At 52.6% G+C, this 17,988-nt stretch carries 21 protein-coding genes; 11 read left to right on the forward strand and 10 right to left on the reverse strand.

The genetic code is table 11. The annotated features are described in order from the left end of the window. Positions 1 to 851 precede the first annotated feature (851 nt). The 4 genes from csgD to csgG are packed head-to-tail and all read left to right on the forward strand — an operon-like array spanning position 852 to position 3,192. On the forward strand, positions 852 to 1,502 hold the full coding sequence (gene csgD / locus V2154_RS14470) for a biofilm master transcriptional regulator CsgD (RefSeq protein WP_353502840.1): 651 nt from the start codon (positions 852 to 854) through the stop codon (positions 1,500 to 1,502). Between the two features lie 4 nt (positions 1,503 to 1,506). Next, positions 1,507 to 1,893: a curli production assembly/transport protein CsgE gene (gene csgE, locus V2154_RS14475; RefSeq protein ID WP_353504002.1), complete on the forward strand. Its 387-nt coding sequence runs from the start codon at positions 1,507 to 1,509 to the stop codon at positions 1,891 to 1,893. Positions 1,894 to 1,902: 9 nt separating this feature from the next. Further along, positions 1,903 to 2,307 (forward strand): curli production assembly/transport protein CsgF, encoded by a 405-nt coding sequence (gene csgF / locus V2154_RS14480; RefSeq protein ID WP_353502841.1) that lies wholly within the window; start codon positions 1,903 to 1,905, stop codon positions 2,305 to 2,307. Between the two features lie 51 nt (positions 2,308 to 2,358). Then, the gene (gene csgG / locus V2154_RS14485) at positions 2,359 to 3,192 is read left to right on the forward strand and encodes a curli production assembly/transport protein CsgG (protein ID WP_353502842.1); all 834 of its coding nucleotides are present in this window, start codon (positions 2,359 to 2,361) and stop codon (positions 3,190 to 3,192) included. A 145-nt stretch (positions 3,193 to 3,337) separates the two neighbouring features. Here csgG and V2154_RS14490 read toward each other — a convergent pair whose 3' ends face one another. Further along, positions 3,338 to 3,775 (reverse strand): nuclear transport factor 2 family protein, encoded by a 438-nt coding sequence (locus V2154_RS14490; protein WP_353502843.1) that lies wholly within the window; start codon positions 3,773 to 3,775, stop codon positions 3,338 to 3,340. A gap of 224 nt (positions 3,776 to 3,999) precedes the next feature. Here V2154_RS14490 and V2154_RS14495 point away from each other — a divergent pair, with 224 nt between their 5' ends. Next, a complete protein-coding gene (locus tag V2154_RS14495) occupies positions 4,000 to 4,248 on the forward strand; it encodes a CsbD family protein (protein ID WP_353502844.1) in 249 nt (82 codons plus the stop codon). A gap of 92 nt (positions 4,249 to 4,340) precedes the next feature. Here V2154_RS14495 and V2154_RS14500 read toward each other — a convergent pair whose 3' ends face one another. The 4 genes from V2154_RS14500 to V2154_RS14515 all read right to left on the reverse strand — a co-directional run bounded on the left by V2154_RS14500 (position 4,341) and on the right by V2154_RS14515 (position 7,036). Continuing rightward, on the reverse strand, positions 4,341 to 4,706 hold the full coding sequence (locus V2154_RS14500) for a helix-turn-helix domain-containing protein (protein WP_353502845.1): 366 nt from the start codon (positions 4,704 to 4,706) through the stop codon (positions 4,341 to 4,343). Positions 4,707 to 4,710: 4 nt separating this feature from the next. Beyond that, positions 4,711 to 5,013, reverse strand: coding sequence for a type II toxin-antitoxin system HigB family toxin (locus V2154_RS14505; protein WP_353502846.1), 303 nt, complete (start codon positions 5,011 to 5,013; stop codon positions 4,711 to 4,713). 122 nt (positions 5,014 to 5,135) lie between these two features. Next, positions 5,136 to 6,350, reverse strand: a complete 1,215-nt coding sequence (gene alaC / locus V2154_RS14510) for an alanine transaminase (RefSeq protein ID WP_353502847.1) — start codon at positions 6,348 to 6,350, stop codon at positions 5,136 to 5,138. 131 nt (positions 6,351 to 6,481) lie between these two features. Next, positions 6,482 to 7,036, reverse strand: a complete 555-nt coding sequence (locus V2154_RS14515) for a GNAT family N-acetyltransferase (RefSeq protein WP_353502848.1) — start codon at positions 7,034 to 7,036, stop codon at positions 6,482 to 6,484. A 138-nt stretch (positions 7,037 to 7,174) separates the two neighbouring features. Here V2154_RS14515 and V2154_RS14520 point away from each other — a divergent pair, with 138 nt between their 5' ends. Then, complete coding sequence (locus tag V2154_RS14520; protein ID WP_353502849.1) at positions 7,175 to 8,878, forward strand: LytS/YhcK type 5TM receptor domain-containing protein; 1,704 nt, start codon at positions 7,175 to 7,177, stop codon at positions 8,876 to 8,878. After that, complete coding sequence (locus V2154_RS14525) at positions 8,859 to 9,596, forward strand: LytR/AlgR family response regulator transcription factor (RefSeq protein ID WP_353502850.1); 738 nt, start codon at positions 8,859 to 8,861, stop codon at positions 9,594 to 9,596. The genes V2154_RS14520 and V2154_RS14525 overlap by 20 nt, the downstream gene beginning before the upstream one ends. A gap of 45 nt (positions 9,597 to 9,641) precedes the next feature. Here the strand turns inward: V2154_RS14525 and glk are convergent, their stop codons facing one another. Further along, on the reverse strand, positions 9,642 to 10,607 hold the full coding sequence (gene glk / locus V2154_RS14530) for a glucokinase (RefSeq protein ID WP_353502851.1): 966 nt from the start codon (positions 10,605 to 10,607) through the stop codon (positions 9,642 to 9,644). A gap of 92 nt (positions 10,608 to 10,699) precedes the next feature. Further along, entirely contained in the window at positions 10,700 to 10,855 is a 156-nt protein-coding gene (locus V2154_RS14535) for a hypothetical protein (protein WP_353502852.1), read from the reverse strand. A gap of 62 nt (positions 10,856 to 10,917) precedes the next feature. On the opposite strand from V2154_RS14535, the gene V2154_RS14540 reads away from it, so the two are divergent. Beyond that, complete coding sequence (locus tag V2154_RS14540) at positions 10,918 to 12,183, forward strand: ion channel protein (protein WP_353502853.1); 1,266 nt, start codon at positions 10,918 to 10,920, stop codon at positions 12,181 to 12,183. A 4-nt stretch (positions 12,184 to 12,187) separates the two neighbouring features. Here the strand turns inward: V2154_RS14540 and V2154_RS14545 are convergent, their stop codons facing one another. After that, positions 12,188 to 12,886, reverse strand: coding sequence for an aspartate/glutamate racemase family protein (locus V2154_RS14545; protein ID WP_353502854.1), 699 nt, complete (start codon positions 12,884 to 12,886; stop codon positions 12,188 to 12,190). Positions 12,887 to 12,981: 95 nt separating this feature from the next. Further along, positions 12,982 to 13,485: a multidrug/biocide efflux PACE transporter gene (locus V2154_RS14550; RefSeq protein ID WP_353502855.1), complete on the reverse strand. Its 504-nt coding sequence runs from the start codon at positions 13,483 to 13,485 to the stop codon at positions 12,982 to 12,984. 141 nt (positions 13,486 to 13,626) lie between these two features. Between V2154_RS14550 and V2154_RS14555 the strand changes: the two genes are divergently transcribed. Next, the gene (locus V2154_RS14555) at positions 13,627 to 14,502 is read left to right on the forward strand and encodes a LysR family transcriptional regulator (RefSeq protein ID WP_034791975.1); all 876 of its coding nucleotides are present in this window, start codon (positions 13,627 to 13,629) and stop codon (positions 14,500 to 14,502) included. Positions 14,503 to 14,515: 13 nt separating this feature from the next. Here V2154_RS14555 and V2154_RS14560 read toward each other — a convergent pair whose 3' ends face one another. Then, positions 14,516 to 16,174 (reverse strand): alpha-keto acid decarboxylase family protein, encoded by a 1,659-nt coding sequence (locus V2154_RS14560; RefSeq protein ID WP_353504003.1) that lies wholly within the window; start codon positions 16,172 to 16,174, stop codon positions 14,516 to 14,518. 279 nt (positions 16,175 to 16,453) lie between these two features. Here V2154_RS14560 and mgrA point away from each other — a divergent pair, with 279 nt between their 5' ends. Together mgrA and V2154_RS14570 are read left to right on the forward strand one after the other, a co-directional pair. Further along, positions 16,454 to 17,443 carry an L-glyceraldehyde 3-phosphate reductase gene (gene mgrA / locus V2154_RS14565; protein ID WP_100937319.1) on the forward strand — a complete coding sequence of 330 codons (990 nt, stop codon included), beginning with the start codon at positions 16,454 to 16,456 and terminating at the stop codon, positions 17,441 to 17,443. 146 nt (positions 17,444 to 17,589) lie between these two features. Next, on the forward strand, positions 17,590 to 17,979 hold the full coding sequence (locus V2154_RS14570; protein WP_353502856.1) for a DUF2502 domain-containing protein: 390 nt from the start codon (positions 17,590 to 17,592) through the stop codon (positions 17,977 to 17,979). The last annotated feature ends 9 nt before the right edge of the window (positions 17,980 to 17,988 follow it).

Here is a 17,988-nt window from a genome sequence, read left to right on the forward strand (position 1 = left end):
ACAAATACATCGAGAAAGCCAGAATTGTTTACTGGACGAATTGAGTATGGATAGTCGTAAAAATAAAAAACTCACTTGTAAGTCGTATTTTTAATTTAAGACTCATCAGAAAGCATGAGGAAAAGAGTAAAAAAACCCGTAATTCCATCAGTCTGGAGTTTCGAAAATATTTAATCAAGGTGCGTAACCAACCTAGAATCCGCTCAACCTAATTTGTCATACAATTTATTAAATCTGTCATTGCCTGGATCAAATACTTAGCCTGCGAAGACGAAAAATTTCTCTCTGTCTATGAGGGTTACAGGTGATATTGCGTATCCTGTCACCTTTTTTTAGAGGGTGAAGACTGCGAAGTAGCGTCAGATCACGAGGTCAAACCAGTTATGGAAATACTAAACCAAGACCAATATTTGAGATAAAGCAGAAGAAAAACTCACCTCATTAGCTTAAGTAGTACATCAAACTGCCCGCTAGGCGAATGAATTAGCAGTAGTTAGTTGCCAGTTTGAGGTAAACGTGCAGGAGGATAGGTTAAGGGCGTTTAACAGATTGGCTGCTTCTAATCACAACAGTGCGAAGTAAAATTTGCACATTTTCAGTTACATTTTGAAACACAAATAAGCCTTGATTTAGAGTGTCCAATGGATAGATTGATGATGTAGGAAAAATCCTATTTCTAATAATGACAAACTTGCGTGTGTAGTGGTTATTCAACTTTTCCGATTTATTTACTTTTTTGGTTAATACGCCACGGGCTTGCACATGCTACATCCAGCAGCAAAGCAACCTATTTAATGCCTTCATTTATAAGGCATCTGTAGGCTGTCAAAAAAATTAGGTGGGGTTTCATTATGACTAATGAAGCAATATTAAATAACAATCTTTTATTGTTAATTACTAAGCCGTCACTTCAGGCCAGTGCTTTATTGCAGCAGTTAAAACATCAGTTAAGTGTAAACACTAAACTGCATAACATTAATAAGACACTAGAAGATGATTCATTAAACCAGGCACTCATATTGTTTGACATGATGGAAGCAGACCAGCGACAGGTTGTCTTATGGCAATCCGTCATTCGTCGCTATGACGATAATGTGAAGCTTTTATTATTTAATACTCCGAGTGATTATCAGTTTAGAGAAATAGAAGCCTGGCCGCGCATTAGCGCCGTATTCTATAACTCTACCGAGGAAAATAAACTGGTTGAAGGTATTAATAACGTACTCAATGGAGAATGTTATTTCACGCAAGGTTTTGCCAGCTACCTCATTAGTCAATCAGGGCAATATCGCTATCTCGATCATAGTGAAACCGGCCTGACCCATAGGGAACAAGAGATCTTGAATAAGCTGCGCGTGGGCGCTTCGAATACTGAAATTGCCCGGCTGCTCTTTATTAGTGAGAACACGGTCAAAACGCATTTATACAATTTGTTCCGCAAGCTTTCCGTCAAAAACCGGACTCAGGCCGTCTCTTGGGCTAACGACAATTTAAAGCGCTGACATGATGAAATCCGTCATCTGTCTGCTTTTCGGCCTGACATTAGTGTTAGGCCAGACTGCCAATGCGGCAGAAATTAAAGACCCTGGCTTGGTAACTGACCACACGGTGACCTCCGTGGGTCACGACTTCTACCGCGGTTTTGCTGATCGCTGGGATATTAATTATGCCGAGACAATCACCATCAGCGAACGGCCAAGCGCCCGCTGGGGAAGCTGGATAAGCATCAAGGTTGGGCAAGACACGCTGTATCAAATATTGCTGTTTCCCAACCGCCGCAATTTTAGCAAAGAGGTCGATACCGCCGTGGCCAGTGTGCATGAAGCCCTGTCACGCCGCCAAATCGACAAAGCCTTATTGGGCACCGGTGATCTCACCGGCGATGAATTCTAGGAGCTTACCGTGAAAATATCTGTCGCGCTTTTATCGCTGTTCCTTTTCTCCTCTCTCTCATGGGCGGGAAATATGGTGCACCAGTTTGTGAATCCCAACTTTGGCGGCAACCCGAACAATGGTGCTTTTTTGCTGAATTCGGCCAATGCGCAGAACTCATACAAAGATCCCAACGGCTATAACTTCGATGCTTATAACCCGTCGGCGCTGGACAACTTCACCTCTGCCTTACAGTCGCAGCTGCTGGGAACCCTGATGGGCAATGTGAATCAGGGCAAGCCGGGGCGGATGGTGACTCAAGATTTTATTGTCGATGTGCAAAACACCGACGGTCAGCTGGTGATGAACGTCACCGATCGTAAAACAGGAAAGATTTCGACTATTCAGGTTCAGGGCATCAGTGGCTCTAATTAAAACCAAAAAATTCACCTAAACATCGCCAATCACAGCAGCGGGAAGGCCACTATGCGCAGTTTGTTTCTATTTCTGATGATTTTTGCCCTCACAGGGTGTTTGACTGCACCACCAGATCAAGCAGCAAAACCCACCTTGCTGCCGCGAGCCCAGAGCTATCAGGACCTGACTAACTTGCCACCGGCGCGCGGCAAGATTTTTGTCTCGGTTTACAACATTCAGGATGAAACGGGACAGTTTAAACCTTACCCGGCGAGTAACTTCTCCACCGCCGTGCCGCAAAGTGCCACCGCCATGCTGGTGTCGGCACTTAAGGATTCAAAATGGTTTATCCCTCTTGAACGTCAGGGGCTACAGAACCTGTTGAATGAACGCAAAATTATCCGCGCCGCGCAGGAAAACGGCAGCGTGGCAGAGAATAATGCCCGCGCCCTCTCCTCACTGGTGGCGGCGAATATTTTGATTGAAGGGTCAATCATTGGCTACGAAAGCAATGTGAAATCCGGCGGGGTTGGTGCCAGATATTTCGGTATCGGGGCCAGCACGCAGTACCAGTTAGACCAGATAGCCGTGAACCTGCGCGCCGTCGACGTCAATACCGGGGAAGTTCTGTCATCGGTAAATACCAGCAAAACCATTTTGTCTTATGAGGTGCAGGCCGGTGTCTTCCGATTTGTCGATTATCAACGATTACTGGAAGGAGAATTAGGCTACACCACCAATGAACCTGTGATGCTTTGCCTGATGTCGGCGATTGAAACCGGCGTGATTTATCTGGTGAATGACGGTATCAGCCGCAACCTGTGGCAGCTACAAAATCCGCAGGACGCCAAGGCACCGGTGCTCGAAAAGTATAAGAACCTGATTGTCCCTATTGCCTCTTAATCTGGAGAAATTGATTCACGTTATCCCAGAAAATCGGATCCCCTGTAGCGTGATGACGCCGGGTTTTGGCAGTAGTTGGCGAAAGGAAACCCAACGATTGAGGCGGGTTTCCTTTCATTTTTTTGCTCAGTATTGGTTCGAAATGTTATTCAGACTGCTGGTAATTATTGACCCGTTTTTTATCTTCCAGATTGAAATCCGGATCGAGATAAATACTCAGGCGCTGAATCAACAGCTCATGAAATTCAAATACCGCGCAGAAGTGGTGACTTCCCGCCTCGGCCGTGGGCCAGCGTTCGCCGCTTTGCATCACGCCGCGCATTTGTCCCTCAACCACCAGCGTATCGCCATCGGTGATAAAGCGAAATTTATCCTGCATGTGCTGAATTTTATCGATTTCCAACGCGAAGCATTTGCCCAGTTCGCCCAGCGATGACTTTCCCTTTGCTGTACCAAATTTTGGGAAAAACACCTCAGTGTCCTCGGTAAACAGATCCAACAGTGTCGCATCTGCCTGATCCAGCTTGCTATAAAACTGTTTCACAATCTCTATACGACTTTTTTTTAGCGCGTCCTGTGTCATTTTTCCCCTCTTATCACTCAATGAGTGAAATCTAAGACCACCTGACTAAGACTAGTGAAACGCTTCAATTTTGCTGCTTTCCCCTAAGATTTAAGATAACTCTCAGCAAATCGGCCCCTGCTGCCTTCAATTCATGGTCTACAGTTAATGAGGTATGACACTTTTATTCATTGAAGTGCGTTGGGCTGGCATGTTGCTCGCCCTCCAGACAAAAGGAACTGCTTATGTTTGATAAAGCGAAAGATAAAGCTGAAGAGCTGGTTGGCAAAGGTCAGGAACAGTTTGGTCGCGCAACGGAAGATCATGGTCTGCAAGCAGAAGGCGTAGTCCGCAAAAATCTTTCTCAGGCATCCTATGCGGTGAACGACGCCGTGGATACCGTGAAGCGCCAAACCTCAGACAACCCAGTACCGGCCCTGCTTATTGCCGCCGGTGTAGGTTTCCTGCTGGCGAAACTGACAGGCCGTAAATAATCAGCCTGTTTGCTCGATAAGCATGAGCAAGGCATGAATGTATGCCATAAAAAAACCCGGCCAATGCCGGGTTTTTTGTTGTTCTTTTGGGGCTAACTGCTGGGTTTAATGAGGCTTTCTGCCGGAATGCCAAACAACGTATGCAACTTCCAAATCATCGCCAAGGTGAGTTTTCGTTTACCATTTAGCACCTCGTAAACCCGGTTTGTACGCCCGATGGCCGGCTGTAGATCCTTGGCGGTTAGGCCAGACTGCTCCATCCTAAATTTGATTGCTTCAATAGGATCGGGCAGATCGACAGGAAAATGCTTAAGTTCATAAGCTTCAATCAAGGTGATCATCACCTCAAAGAAGTCCCCTTCAGGCGTGCCGGGCTCAGGCTCATTATCAAATAAAGGTGAGACGATTTTTAGCGCCGCGCGGTAGTCCTGCTCGTTCCGAATCGGATGAATGTCCAAGGTTTCACTCCATCTCAATAGTATTGGCATCAACGCGGTCATATTGCCTATGCGTACCCATAAACTTGATGTAAATGGCACCAAATCGATAAGCAATGGCTGCGACCAATCGATAGTCATTACCCTTGATATTAAAAACGACTCGCCGGCTTTTTAAGATACTGGCGCTGCGGAATTGCTCCTTAATATGGTTGGGGGTAGTCCATTCAGCGTTTCTGACCTCATCAATCCATGCTTTCAACGGCTGTTCAGAGTCTGGATACGCAGTCCAAAAAGTTTTTAGCGTGCTGACTGAAATTATTTTCATGCCCGCAAACTACTCCCAATATGGGACTACGATAAGCGTTTTGAGAGGATTTTGGAAGCCGCATTCCAGAAATAAAAAAGGCGCAGCATGATTGCGGCGCCTTATTCTAAAAGAAGGTTTTATTAAGCTTTAGCCGGGAGCACGCCATCCGCGCGGAACATGGCTTTAATGCCGCGCACGGCCTGGCGGATACGGTCCTGGTTTTCAATCAGGGCGAAACGCACGTGGGTATCACCGTAATCACCGAAACCAATGCCCGGCGAGACGCAAACCTTGGCGTCGGCCAGCAGGCGCTTGGCGAATTCCAACGAACCTAAGTGCTCGTAAGCCGGTGGGATTTTGGCCCAAACGTACATTGAGGCTTTCGGGTTATCGACCATCCAGCCCGCCTCGTGCAGACCGCGAACCAGCACGTTGCGGCGCTGGCGATACTGCTCGGCGATATCTTTGACGCACTGCTGATCCCCTTCCAGCGCGGCGATGGCTGCCACCTGTAGCGGGGTAAAGGTGCCGTAGTCATGATAGCTTTTGATACGCGCCAGCGCGCTGACCAGCTCTGGATTACCGACCATAAAGCCGATTCGCCAGCCCGCCATATTGTAGCTTTTCGACAGCGTGAAGAACTCGACCGCGATGTCCTTCGCGCCCGGCACCTGCATGATAGAAGGCGCTTTCCAGCCGTCATACACAATATCGGCATAGGCCAAATCATGGATAACCAGCACATTGTACTGCTTCGCCAGTGCGACCACGCGCTCGAAGAAATCCAGCTCAACGCACTGCGCCGTCGGGTTAGACGGGAAGCCGAGGATCATCATTTTTGGACGCGGAATGGTTTCGCGAATTGCGCGTTCCAGTTCAGCAAAGAAATCCACGCCGTCGGTTAATGGCACCGAGCGCACCTGCGCACCGGCAATCACCGCGCCGTAGATATGAATCGGATAACTTGGGTTTGGCACCAACACAGTATCACCGTGATCCAAGGTTGCCAGCATCAGGTGCGCCAGCCCCTCTTTCGAGCCAATGGTGACAATGGCTTCGCTTTCTGGATCGATTTCAACCTGATAGCGATCGGCATACCAGCGGGAAATCGCACGGCGCAGGCGTGGAATACCGCGTGACGTGGAGTAACCGTGGGTGTCTTCGCGCTGAGCCACCTGCACCATTTTCTCAACAATGTGCGGCGGGGTTGCGCCATCAGGGTTCCCCATACTGAAATCAATAATGTCTTCGCCGCGACGTCGCGCAGCCATTTTCAATTCAGCGGTAATGTTAAAAACATAAGGGGGAAGACGATCGATACGCGTAAAACGACGTGGAGAACTGGAGTCAGCCATAAATTCCTCAAGGATACGTGAGCGCCCGGACCGTCCGAGCGACGCTTGCCGCGATGCAGCCTTCCAAGAACATATCTCAGGCAGAAAAAACTGTCGATACCCCAGACGACCTATTTTTAACCAACGAGAGATTAACCTCGCGGATCGTCGGCAAGGATCCCCAGCAGCCAGTCGTTATGCCACACCTCGCCAATGCGGTAGCTGTCGCGCAGGCAGCCTTCGAGCTGGAATCCACACTTCTCCAGCACCCTGCGCGAGGGGAAATTGCCCTCCAGCACGTTGGCCTGCAGGCGATGAAAACCGCAGGTATCAAAAGCAAAATCCAGCACGGCTTTCAGTGATTCAACGGCATACCCTTTCCCCTGATGCTCGGGAGAAATGATAAAACCCACCTCACCCTGCTGATAAGGCCGCCAGTCGGGGAAGAAGCCGGTCAGGCCCACCGCCGCGCCGGTTTCGCGTTCGCGGATCACCAGACAGAGCCAAAAATCAGCATAGCGATCCCAGTGCCCAAGGCGCTGTTCGAAGCGATTGCGAATTTGCGCGGGCGAGTCGATATCACCAATAAAGCGCATCACCTCTGGCGTTTGGTACAGCTTCTGGAACAACCACCAGTCTTCATTTTCAATGGGTTGCATCACCAGCCGTGGAGTGGTGAGTTGCAAAGGTGTCAGAGTTTTCATCATTATTTTCCTCTGGGTAGGTACCGCGTCAGCTTACAATTGAATCATTGGTTATTCATGCGTTTTATGGCTTTAGTGCATTTCATTCCCTAAGACAATTCCCTGTTATAATGGGCCTTAGCCGAAAACAGGGAGCCTGCCGTGCCGCAAGTGTTTGAAATGTTGCTGGCGGTCTTTGACCGCGCAGCGCTGATGTTAATCTGCCTATTCTTCCTCACTCGTACCCGCCTGTTTCGCAAGCTGCTACAGAAAGAGAGCCATAACCACACGGCACTGGAACTCGCTGCCGCCACGGCGATTTTCTCGCTGTTTGCCATTTTCGGTACCCTGTCGGGGATTAATGTCGAAGGCTCGCTGATTAACGTGCGCACCATCGCCATTATGTCCGGCGGAATACTGTTTGGCCCTTGGGTGGGGATTATTACTGGCCTGATTTCCGGCTCGCACCGTTATCTCATCGACATTCACGGCGTCACCTCGCTGCCCTGTCTGATAACCAGCATCGTGGCCGGTTTTACCTCGGGCTATATCAACCTGAAAGTGAAGAAAGCTAACCATTGGAAAGTGGGGATTGCCGCCGGAATGCTGTGCGAAGCCCTGACTATGGTGCTGATTTTGCTGATGGCGAAGCCGTTTTCGCTGGGGGTGGATATCGTCATGAGCATCGCCGCGCCGCTGATCCTCGGGGCCAGCTCCATCGGCCTGATTATCCTGCTGGTGCAAAGCGTGGCCGACGAAAAAGAGGTGATTGCCGCCCGCCAGGCGCGACTCGCCTTGGACATCGCCAATAAAACCCTGCCCTATTTCCGTCACATTGAAGGGCCGAATATTAACGCCCGGTCGCTGGAAAAGATTTGCAGTATTATCCGCGAAGATATCAACGCCGACGCCGTGGCCATTACCGATACCAAAAACATCTTGGCCTACGTTGGCGTGGGCGCCGAGCAGTACAACATCGGCCACGAGATAATCAGTGATATCACCAAGGCGACGCTGGAGTCCGGTCAAATCACCATTAAAAACAATGATGAAGTGGACCGCACGCCGGAGATCCACTCGCTGATCATTATCCCTTTATGGGAGAGCGGCGTAGTAACCGGCTCGCTGAAAATCTATTACTGCCACGCCCACCGCATCACCTATTCGCTGAAAGTGATGGCGGTCGGCCTGTCGCAAATTATCTCCACCCAGATGGAAGTGTCGCGAGCAGAGCAACTGCGCGAAATGGCCAATAAAGCCGAAATGCGCGCCCTGCAAAGTAAAATCAACCCACACTTTCTGTTTAACGCGCTGAATGCTATTTCATCGTCTATCCGCGCCCGGCCTGACACTGCGCGCCAGCTAATCATCAATCTGTCGCGCTATCTGCGTTACAATCTGGAGCTGAATGACGAGCTGATTGACCTGCGTAAAGAGCTGCATCAGGTGCAGGATTACATCGCCATTGAGCAGGCGCGCTTTGGCAGCAAGCTGACGGTTATCTATGATATTGATGACGATATCTCGGTGCAGATCCCCAGCCTGTTGATTCAACCTCTGGTTGAAAACGCCATCGTCCACGGCATTCAGCCGTGCAGCGGTAAAGGGGTGGTGGTGATTGCGGTGAAGCGTCAGGGCAGTAACGTGAGAGTGTCGATTAAAGACACCGGACACGGCATAAATCAGGAAACCATTGACCGGGTGGCGAGAAATGAAATGCCCGGCAATAAAATCGGCCTGCTCAACGTGCACCATCGCGTTTCACTGCTGTATGGCCATGGGTTAACTATCCGCCGCCTTGAGCCAGGCACGGAAATTTCATTTTTGATCACCTCGGAAAATGCCAATGAAAGCCATCATCGTTGAAGACGAAGTCCTCGCACAGGAGGAGCTGAGTTATCTGATTAATGCGCATAGCGAAATCAAAATCGAAGCCAGCTTTGACGACGGACTGGACGTGCTGAAGTATCTGCAAGCCCATGAAGTGGATGCGATTTTCCTCGATATCAACATTCCGTCGCTCGACGGCGTATTGCTGGCGCAGAACATCAGCAAGTTCGCGCACAAGCCCTACATTATCTTTATCACTGCCTATAAAGAGCATGCCGCCGAGGCTTATGAAATCGAGGCATTCGACTACATTCTCAAGCCTTATCACGAGTCGCGCATTGTCACCATGCTGCAAAAGCTGGAGATGCATTTTAAACGCGACAAACAGGCGCTAACCCAGCCTGCACCCAGCAGCAACCGCGCCAGCCACAGCATCAATTTGATTAAAGATGAGCGGATTATTGTTACTGATATCAATGATATCTATTACGCCGCGGCGCAGGAGAAAGTGACACAGGTCTACACCCGCAAAGAAGAATTCACCATGCCGATGAATATCACCGAGCTGTGCAATCGCCTGCCGGAAGAGCATTTCTTCCGCTGCCATCGCTCCTACTGTGTGAATTTGTCGAAAATCCGCGAAATCGTGCCGTGGTTTAACAACACCTATATTTTGCGCTTAAGCGATTTGGACTTCGAAGTGCCGGTGAGTCGCAGCAAAGTGAAGGAATTCAGAAGTTTAATGCGGTTTTAGCGAGAGTATTCTCCCCCGCAGCCGGGGGAGAAAAGAGAGGCAAGATTACAGCGTCATGCCCATCGACTGGCGCAGATAAGCCCCCGATCCCAGCAGCCCCGGCTGATCGTGAGTGATCAGGTAGACCGGAATGTCGTGCAGGTAGTCTTTAAAACGGCCTTTATCTTCAAAGGCGGCGCGGAAACCCGAGGCCTTAAAGAACTCGAGGAAGCGCGGCACGATGCCACCGGCGATATACACGCCGCCGAAGGTACCCATGTTCAGAGCCAGATTGCCGCCAAAGCGCCCCATAATTACGCAAAATAGGGAGAGTGCGCGGCGGCAGTCGAGATTTTCATCACTTAGCGCCAGCTCGGTCACATCTTTCGGCGCGAAATTCTCCGGCACGCGGCCATCGGCTTTTACAATCGCACGGTACAAATTCACCAGCCCCGGACCAGACAGAATACGCTCCGCGGAGACGTGGCCCATCTCGGCACGCAGCTGCTCGAGGATGATGTCCTCCTCTTCGCTGTTTGGCGCGAAATCAACATGCCCGCCCTCGCCCGGCAGGCTCAGCCAGCGTTTGTCAGCGTGGATCAAGTGGGCGACGCCCAAGCCGGTGCCCGCGCCGAAAATCACCGCCGGTTTACCGTCTAACGGTTTTTTGCCGCCGAACTGCAACAGGTCTTGCTCCTGCAGCATCGGGATAGCCATGGAGACGGCGGTGAAGTCATTGATCACTTCCAGATGATCCAACTTCAGATTGGCTTTCATCTCGGCAATTGAAAATGCCCACGTGTGGTTGGTCATCGCTACCCAGTCGCCGGTGATCGGGCAGGCAATGGCGATACAGGCGTCTTTAACTTCGTGCTCTTGCTGCTCAAGGTAAACGCGCACCACGTCTTCTAAACTTGGGTAATCCAAGCCAGAAAAGGTTTTGGAAGCCGAGATCTCTCCGCTGTCGAGCGCGCACAGTGCAAGACGACAGTTAGTACCGCCGACGTCCCCCACCAAGGAGTATTTGGTCATTTTCTTCTCCGAAAAAGTAGATTCTTAATCCTGTCTGGTCTGGAGGCCGGGTAAAAACGATAAATACCGTTATTATCAATCGTTGAGGCTGGTTAAAACCCGCTTGCAGGACTATAAAAGTTTACAGAATAATTGTGGGCAAAATAGCGGTAATTGCTATAGCCTGCAACGCCCATTTGAGGCAACGCGTATTTATGCGGCGCGGCATCCAAAATAATGTCGCTAATGCCCAATTTCTTAGCCATCATTGCGATACAAAGCCTGTGCTGAAGCCTCGAGCGAGTGCAGTTCATCATAAAAGGATATGTGCATGCTGCATCCCCGTGCGAAAACGATGTTGGTCTTTACTTTGCCCGCGTTGGTCATCGGCATCTTATCCAGCCTGATTCTGGTCGCCATTATGCTGCTGGCGGGCGCGCTGCAAACCCTGCTCTGGCAGCACATTCCTTCTGCCCTGCATATTGATACCAGCTCGGCCAGTTGGACCTTATTCATGCTGACGCTAACCGGTTTGGGCGTCGGCGCGCTAATTAAGTATATGCCGGGCCACGCTGGGCCAGACCCCGCCACCGAATCGCTGATAGGCCCGCCCGTCGCGCTCAATGCCCTTCCCGGTTTGGCATTAGCCTTGATGCTGGGCCTGGCCGGAGGGGTGAGCCTCGGGCCGGAATACCCCATTACCGTGATTAACATTGCCCTCGCCGCCGCCGTGGGCCGCTTTTTGCTGCCAAAAGTCCCGACCATGGACTGGGTGATTTTAGCCGCCGCGGGCACCATCGGCGCGCTGTTCGGCACGCCTATCGCCGCCGCGCTGATTTTCTCGCAAATGCTCGGCGGAGATAAAGATATTCCGCTATGGGACCGCCTTTTTGCGCCGCTGGTCGCCGCAGGCGCGGGGGCGCTGACCACCGATCAGTTCTTCGAGCCTGATTTCTCTTTGAATATCGACCCTTATGACGCTTCGCGCCTGGTGGATGTGTTCAGCGGCTCGGTGGTGGTGCTGATTGCGATTGCGATTGGCATGGTTGCCGTCTGGCTGTTCCCGCACGTCCACCGCCTGTTCCACAGCATCAAAAATCCCATTCTTATGCTGGGGGTTGGCGGCTTTGTGTTAGGACTGCTGGCACTGATTGGCGGGGAAATCACCCTGTTTAAAGGGCTGGATGAGATGAAACAGCTGGCGGAGTCGGACCAGTTATTTGAAATTAGCTCGATGCTGGCGATAACCCTGACCAAGCTCGCCGCGCTAGTGGTGGCCGCCGCCTGTGGCTTTAGGGGCGGGCGCATCTTCCCTGCGGTGTTTGTCGGCGTTTCCCTTGGGCTGATGCTGCATCAATACGCGCCGGACGTGCCTGCTGCCGTCACCGTTTCTTGCGCCGTAATGGGCATGGTACTGGTGGTCACCCGCGACGGTTGGCTGAGCCTGTTTATGGCCGCTGCCGTGGTGCCGGGCCTGAAACTGCTGCCGCTGCTGTGCATTGTGATGCTGCCAGCCTGGCTGCTGCTGGCGGGCAAACCGCTGATGCTGGTCAGCAAATATCCGCCTGCCCGCCAAGAGAATAAAGAAGCCGAGTAAAAGATTAACGGTCAGAAAGGGCGAACTCCGCCGCCGCCAGTGCATGGATGGCGGTGGTGTCAAACACCGGCACGCCGGCATCCTGCTGGCCGACCAGCAGCGTAATTTCCGTACAACCGAGAATAATTCCCTCCGCCCCCTGCTGCTCTAGCTCGCCCATGATGCGGCGATACTCTTCGCGAGAGGCGTCGCTGATTTCTCCCAGACAAAGCTCTTCATAGATGATGCGATGCACAATATTGCGGTCAGCCTCGTTCGGGGTCAGCACCTCAATGTGATGTTTATTCTGCAGGCGGCCGCGATAGAAATCCTGCTCCATGGTGAATTTGGTGCCGAGCAGCCCAATGCGCTTCAGCCCCTGAGCTTTAATCTTTTCCGCCGTCGCGTCGGCAATATGCAGCAGCGGCAGGCCGCCAATGCGTTCGATGTCATCCGCCACTTTATGCATGGTGTTGGTACAGACCACAATCATCTCGGCCCCGGCGCGCGCCAGCGCCTGTGCGGCATCACCGAGAATTTGCCCGGCCTGCTGCCAATCCCCTTGGGCCTGAAGTTTTTCAATATCGTAGAAGTCGACGCTGTGCAGGAACAGCCGCGCGGAGTGCAATCCGCCGAGCTGTCGTTTGACGTGTTCATTGATGGTGCGGTAGTACGGCACGGTGGATTCCCAACTCATGCCGCCAATTAATCCTAAGGTTTTCATCTGCTGTCACCCTGCCGACTCGATTTTGCGTGAGGGTAAAACATAACCGAGCGCGCCCCTGCTGACAAACAGTGACGCGCCCGGCGAGCAGAAAATTACTGTTTTGCTGAACAGGCTTTCTGAGCCGACTCATCGGCCAGACGCGCAGCGCGGCGCTCGACAATGCGCTGGCGCAAGGTGTCATACAGCCAGTTGTAGAACATGGTGTATGGCAGGAAGAACAGGAAGAAGCCAATTTCCAGCATAAAGGCGTTAAGCAGTGAAATGCCCAACCAGCCTGCGGCAATCGGCAGCCCTATCAATATAAATCCGCCCTCGAAGCCCAGTGCGTGGCAGACGCGTACTTTCAGGGTTCGCGCCACGCGGCTGACTGGCCAGAGACGATCGAAAATCGAGTTGTAAACGATGTTCCACAGCATCGCCGTGGTAGAGAGCAAAATCGCCAGGGTGCCCATTTCAAACATCGACTTGTTCAACAGCCATGCTGCAATCGGCGCGGAAATCATTACCGCTAAGGCTTCAAAACCGACCGCATGCAGGATGCGCTCGCCTAAAGATTTTTTACTCGCGAGTTGAGTATTTGTTTTTAACTTTGACATAAAGACCTGCCGTTATTCCTCAATAGGGTGAGTGACTTGGGTCACAGGTCGGCATTATCATCGCTAAATAAGATAGGTTAAAGATAGTTAATATCGATAAAATAGATGGATAAACCCTTAATCGCCAACCTGGAGATTGCCATGCGTTACTCGCCAGAAGCCTTAGTCGCCTTTGTGGAAGCTGCGGATACCGGCTCTTTCTCCGCCGCCGCACGCAAACTGCGCAAAAGCCAGTCCACGGTCAGCACCGCCATCGCCAATCTTGAAGTGGATTTGGGCCTGACGCTGTTTGACCGCAACAGCCGCCAGCCGGTGTTAACGCCGCAGGGCAAGCGGGTGCTCAATCACGTTCAGGCGATTTTGGCCGCCAGCGAGCGCCTTGATGAGCTGGCTATCCGCCTCTCTACGCAGGTGGAAACCCGGCTGACCTTCGTGCTTTCAGACACTTACCAGCCGACTCACCATGAGAATCTGCTTAAACGCTTTGAGCGGCGCTATCCCGATATTGAGTTTGAATGCCTGATTGCTGAGGATCAGGATGTGATTGATCTGCTACAGGCTGGGCGGGCGCACATTGGCATGCTGGAAGTGCAGGACTCCTACCCGCCGGACATCGGCGTGGCGCGCCTGCCGGAGCAAACTGACATGGACATTTTTGTCAGTCGCGACCATCCGCTGGCTCAGCTTTCCAACATTCAGCCTGAGCAGTTGCACACTTTCCGCCAGTTAAGCCTCCAGCCCTATCGCCGCACCGAGACGCGGGCGCAGGGGCAGACTTGGTCCGCACCGAGCTATTTGATGCTGCTGGAAATGGCCGAGCAGGGCTTTGGCTGGTCGGTGCTGCCGCACTGGCTGGTGCGCCAGTTTGGGCATAACAAGCTGGTGACGCTGCCGATGCGAGGCTGGCCGAAGCTGATTTCAGTGGACGCGGTGTGGAGTAAAAACAATCAGCCCGGCCCGGCGGGAAGTTGGTTCATCGACCAGCTAATTGATCCTTTGCTGGCCGATGAACCCTGAGCAGTCAGTCGGGTTAATCCCCCGAGTTTCTCTTCGAGATAGACTTGCTGACAGCGTCCAATAGCTCGGGGATATCCATTTTCGGCACCACCACTTCCACCCAGGCCATTTGCGGTTTATCGCGCAGGGTGGACATCACCTGACTTAGCTGGTCGCGGCTTTCGACTCGCTGGCTGAGCACGTCCGGCCCGCCAAAGGCGGCGGGGAATAGGGTCCAATTCCAGCGCGCAATATCGTTGTAGCGCTGCGTCTCGCCATGGATAGCTCTTTCCACCGTATAGCCGTCATTGTTGATGAGGAAAATGTGGGTTTTTAAGCCGTAACGGATCGCCGCGCCCAGCCCTTGCAGGGTGAGCTGCGCCGAGCCGTCGCCAATAATCAGCACCACCCGACGCTCAGGCTCGGCAGTTTGCGCGCCAAAGGCGGCTGGCAGGGTAAAGCCAATCGAACCCCAAAGTGGTTGGACGATAACATCACACCCCTCGGGCAACGTGAGCGCCGCCGCGCCGAAGCTGGAGGTCCCCTGCTCCACCACCAGCAGATCGTTGGGTTGCAAGAATTCCTGCATTAATTGCCAGAAGACCTGCTGATCCAGCTCGCTGTTATCCGACGATGGCAGCGGCGTGCGGCTAAAGTCAGGCTTTTCCCACTGGTCGCGAAGTTCAGCCGTCAGCCGGTGCAGGGCTTCCACGGCTTTCACCATAGGGAGCTGATGGAACACCTGTTTACCAATGCGCGCGCTGAAAGGTTCGAGTTCGATACAACCCTCTTCAGGCAGCTTTTGGGTGAATCCGGCGGTAATGGTATCGCCAAAACGCACCCCGACATTAATGACCACCTCGGCCTGCTCCACCACCTTCTTCACCACCGGGCAGCTCGCCGCGCCGGAGTAAGTGCCGGCAAAATGCGGATTCTGCTCGTTGAACAGCCCCTTGCCCATCAACAGCGTCGAGTGTGCCAACGGAACATCATCAACCCACTGCTGAAGTGCCTGTTTGGCTTTAAAACGGTCGGCCAGAAAATCCCCCAATACCGTCACCCGGCGCTTGTCGCGCAGCAGCTCGCGGGCGGTATCAGTGAAGGCGCTAAGGGAATCTTGGGAAAAGGCGGGTTGGAGAAGAGGCTGTTTGGTGGCACGGCTGGTGACAGGGAGCTTGGCGACGTCGCTTGGTAGGAGAAGGTAGCCGGGCCGCGAGTGGTAAATCGCCTCGGCCACCACGCGGTCAATTTCCGCCAGCGCGTTTTCCGGGGTTAGCAACCCCTGCGCCACGCTGACCTGCCGCGACATCTCGGCAAAGCGAGCAAAGTTGCCATCGCCCATGGAGTGATGCAGCAATTCGCCTTTTTTCTGCGAGGAAAGCGGAGGCGCGCCGACAATATGAATCACCGGCAAGTATTCGGCATAACTTCCCGCTACCCCATTGAGCGCGCTGAGTTCTCCCACGCCGAAGGTGGTCAGCAGAGCCGCCGCCCCCTTGCGTCGCGCATAGCCGTCGGCACCATAGGCGGCATTCAATTCATTGGTACAGCCCACCCAGGTTATTTGCTGGTGGCTAATCACGTGGTCGAGGAATTGCAGGTTGTAGTCGCCTGGCACGCCAAACAGGTGGGAAATATTGCTAAGTGATAGTCGGTCGAGGAGATAGTCACCTACGGTATAAGCATTACTCATCATGATCCCCTAATATTTTTAGCTTCTATAGTTGATAACTCTAGAAAGTATTGACGCAGATCGCCGATTAGGAAACGTGCGCCAAAAATTAGGGTTGGAAATTTTGCCTTACACCCCTGCCCGATTTAAGCGCAGGTTCCGTTATTCATCACAATGACTGATAGGCCGAAGAGTCATATCCCAAGGTTGTTAACCCGCTCGCTGGAAAAATCTGTGGAAACGCATACACTAAAACGGCTTTTTATCTTTCCTACGACTAAAAATAATAAGGTTAACTCTATGGCTTATCAGGCGAAACCTACGCGATATGAACAGATGCAGTACCGACGCTGCGGCCACAGCGGGCTGAAGCTGCCCGCCATCTCCCTTGGCCTGTGGCACAACTTTGGCGACAACGCGCACTTTGATAACGCGCGCCATTTGATTCGTCACGCCTTCGATAATGGCATCACCCATTTTGATTTAGCCAACAACTACGGCCCGCCGCCCGGCTCGGCTGAAACGCACTTTGGCCGCATTTTGCAGGAAGATTTACTGCCCTATCGCGATGAGCTGATTATCTCCTCCAAGGCCGGTTACACCATGTGGGACGGCCCTTATGGCGATTGGGGCTCGAAGAAATATCTGGTCGCCAGCCTCAATCAGAGCCTAAAACGCATGGGTCTGGAGTATGTGGATATTTTCTACCACCACCGCCCGGATCCCGACACGCCATTGGAAGAAACCATGGCGGCGCTGGATCTCATCGTCCGCCAGGGGAAAGCGCTGTACGTCGGTTTGTCCAACTATCCGGCCGAGCGCGCCAAACAGGCTTTCGCCATTCTGCAACGCCTCGGCACGCCGTGCCTGATCCATCAGCCGAAATACTCGATGTTCGAACGCTGGGTAGAGGCTGATTTGCTCGACACGCTGGCGCAAAACGGGGTTGGGTCGATTGCCTTCTCCCCTCTGGCCGGTGGCGTGCTGACCGATCGCTATCTGGCGGGCATTCCGCAGGATTCGCGCGCGGCGAGCAGCAGCCAGTTCCTCACCACCGACCAACTCACCGCCGAGAAGCTGGAAAAAGTGCGTAAGCTGAATGCCATTGCCGAAGCGCGCGGCCAGAAGCTGTCGCAAATGGCGTTAGCCTGGGTGCTGCGCGGCGACAGAGTGACCTCGGTGCTGATTGGTGCCAGTAAAACCAGCCAGATTGATGATGCCATCGGCATGCTCGGCAACCGCCAGTTTAGTGAGCAGGAGCTGGCTGAAATCGAAGGGATTTTGGTGTAAACGCTTTCCTATAAGGCGAATAAAGGAGAAAACGTTAGCTTTGTGTTAAGCGGCGTAAAACAATCAAAACAGGATTGTAAGCAATAGAATAGGTGTTGCCTTCCTCTTATAACTGTTAGCAGAAATTATAAGAGAGAGGAGGCGACATGATTAAGCCTTTATTATTCGGAAGTTTATTGTTTGCCCTGCTGCCTGCCGCGGCCCCCGCCGTGCAGGCCAGCAGCTTTAGCCTGAATACCCCTGGCCTTTCAATCAATATCGGTGACCGCGACCGTCGCGGTTACTATTGGGATGGTTATGATTGGCGTGATAGCCGTTGGTGGAACAGCCACCGTGGGCGCTATTACGGCGAGCGCAGCCATCGCGGCTACTACTGGGACGGCGGACGCTGGCGAGATCGCGGCTGGTGGAACAACCATCAGTCGCGGCACCGCCCCCCTCCACATGGTCACGCCTATGGCCACGATCGCGGCCATCACGGCAATCACGGGCGTGGGCATGGCGATCACGGTGGGCATGGCGGGCATCATCACTAATTTTCTCGC

The organism is Ewingella sp. CoE-038-23 (assembly GCF_040419245.1).
GTDB lineage: Bacteria > Pseudomonadota > Gammaproteobacteria > Enterobacterales > Enterobacteriaceae > Ewingella > Ewingella allii.

Excerpts from the sequence above, each read along its gene's own strand:
- csgD (WP_353502840.1), top strand. The coding sequence starts at position 852 with ATGACTAATGAAGCAATATTAAATAACAATCTTTTATTGTTAATTACT.
- csgE (WP_353504002.1), top strand. The coding sequence starts at position 1,507 with ATGAAATCCGTCATCTGTCTGCTTTTCGGCCTGACATTAGTGTTAGGC.
- csgG (WP_353502842.1), top strand. The coding sequence starts at position 2,359 with ATGCGCAGTTTGTTTCTATTTCTGATGATTTTTGCCCTCACAGGGTGT.
- V2154_RS14490 (WP_353502843.1), bottom strand. The coding sequence starts at position 3,775 with ATGACACAGGACGCGCTAAAAAAAAGTCGTATAGAGATTGTGAAACAG.
- V2154_RS14495 (WP_353502844.1), top strand. The coding sequence starts at position 4,000 with ATGTTTGATAAAGCGAAAGATAAAGCTGAAGAGCTGGTTGGCAAAGGT.
- V2154_RS14505 (WP_353502846.1), bottom strand. The coding sequence starts at position 5,013 with ATGAAAATAATTTCAGTCAGCACGCTAAAAACTTTTTGGACTGCGTAT.
- alaC (WP_353502847.1), bottom strand. The coding sequence starts at position 6,350 with ATGGCTGACTCCAGTTCTCCACGTCGTTTTACGCGTATCGATCGTCTT.
- V2154_RS14515 (WP_353502848.1), bottom strand. The coding sequence starts at position 7,036 with ATGATGAAAACTCTGACACCTTTGCAACTCACCACTCCACGGCTGGTG.
- V2154_RS14525 (WP_353502850.1), top strand. The coding sequence starts at position 8,859 with ATGAAAGCCATCATCGTTGAAGACGAAGTCCTCGCACAGGAGGAGCTG.
- glk (WP_353502851.1), bottom strand. The coding sequence starts at position 10,607 with ATGACCAAATACTCCTTGGTGGGGGACGTCGGCGGTACTAACTGTCGT.
- V2154_RS14535 (WP_353502852.1), bottom strand. The coding sequence starts at position 10,855 with ATGATGGCTAAGAAATTGGGCATTAGCGACATTATTTTGGATGCCGCG.
- V2154_RS14540 (WP_353502853.1), top strand. The coding sequence starts at position 10,918 with ATGCTGCATCCCCGTGCGAAAACGATGTTGGTCTTTACTTTGCCCGCG.
- V2154_RS14545 (WP_353502854.1), bottom strand. The coding sequence starts at position 12,886 with ATGAAAACCTTAGGATTAATTGGCGGCATGAGTTGGGAATCCACCGTG.
- V2154_RS14550 (WP_353502855.1), bottom strand. The coding sequence starts at position 13,485 with ATGTCAAAGTTAAAAACAAATACTCAACTCGCGAGTAAAAAATCTTTA.
- V2154_RS14555 (WP_034791975.1), top strand. The coding sequence starts at position 13,627 with ATGCGTTACTCGCCAGAAGCCTTAGTCGCCTTTGTGGAAGCTGCGGAT.
- V2154_RS14560 (WP_353504003.1), bottom strand. The coding sequence starts at position 16,174 with ATGAGTAATGCTTATACCGTAGGTGACTATCTCCTCGACCGACTATCA.
- mgrA (WP_100937319.1), top strand. The coding sequence starts at position 16,454 with ATGGCTTATCAGGCGAAACCTACGCGATATGAACAGATGCAGTACCGA.
- V2154_RS14570 (WP_353502856.1), top strand. The coding sequence starts at position 17,590 with ATGATTAAGCCTTTATTATTCGGAAGTTTATTGTTTGCCCTGCTGCCT.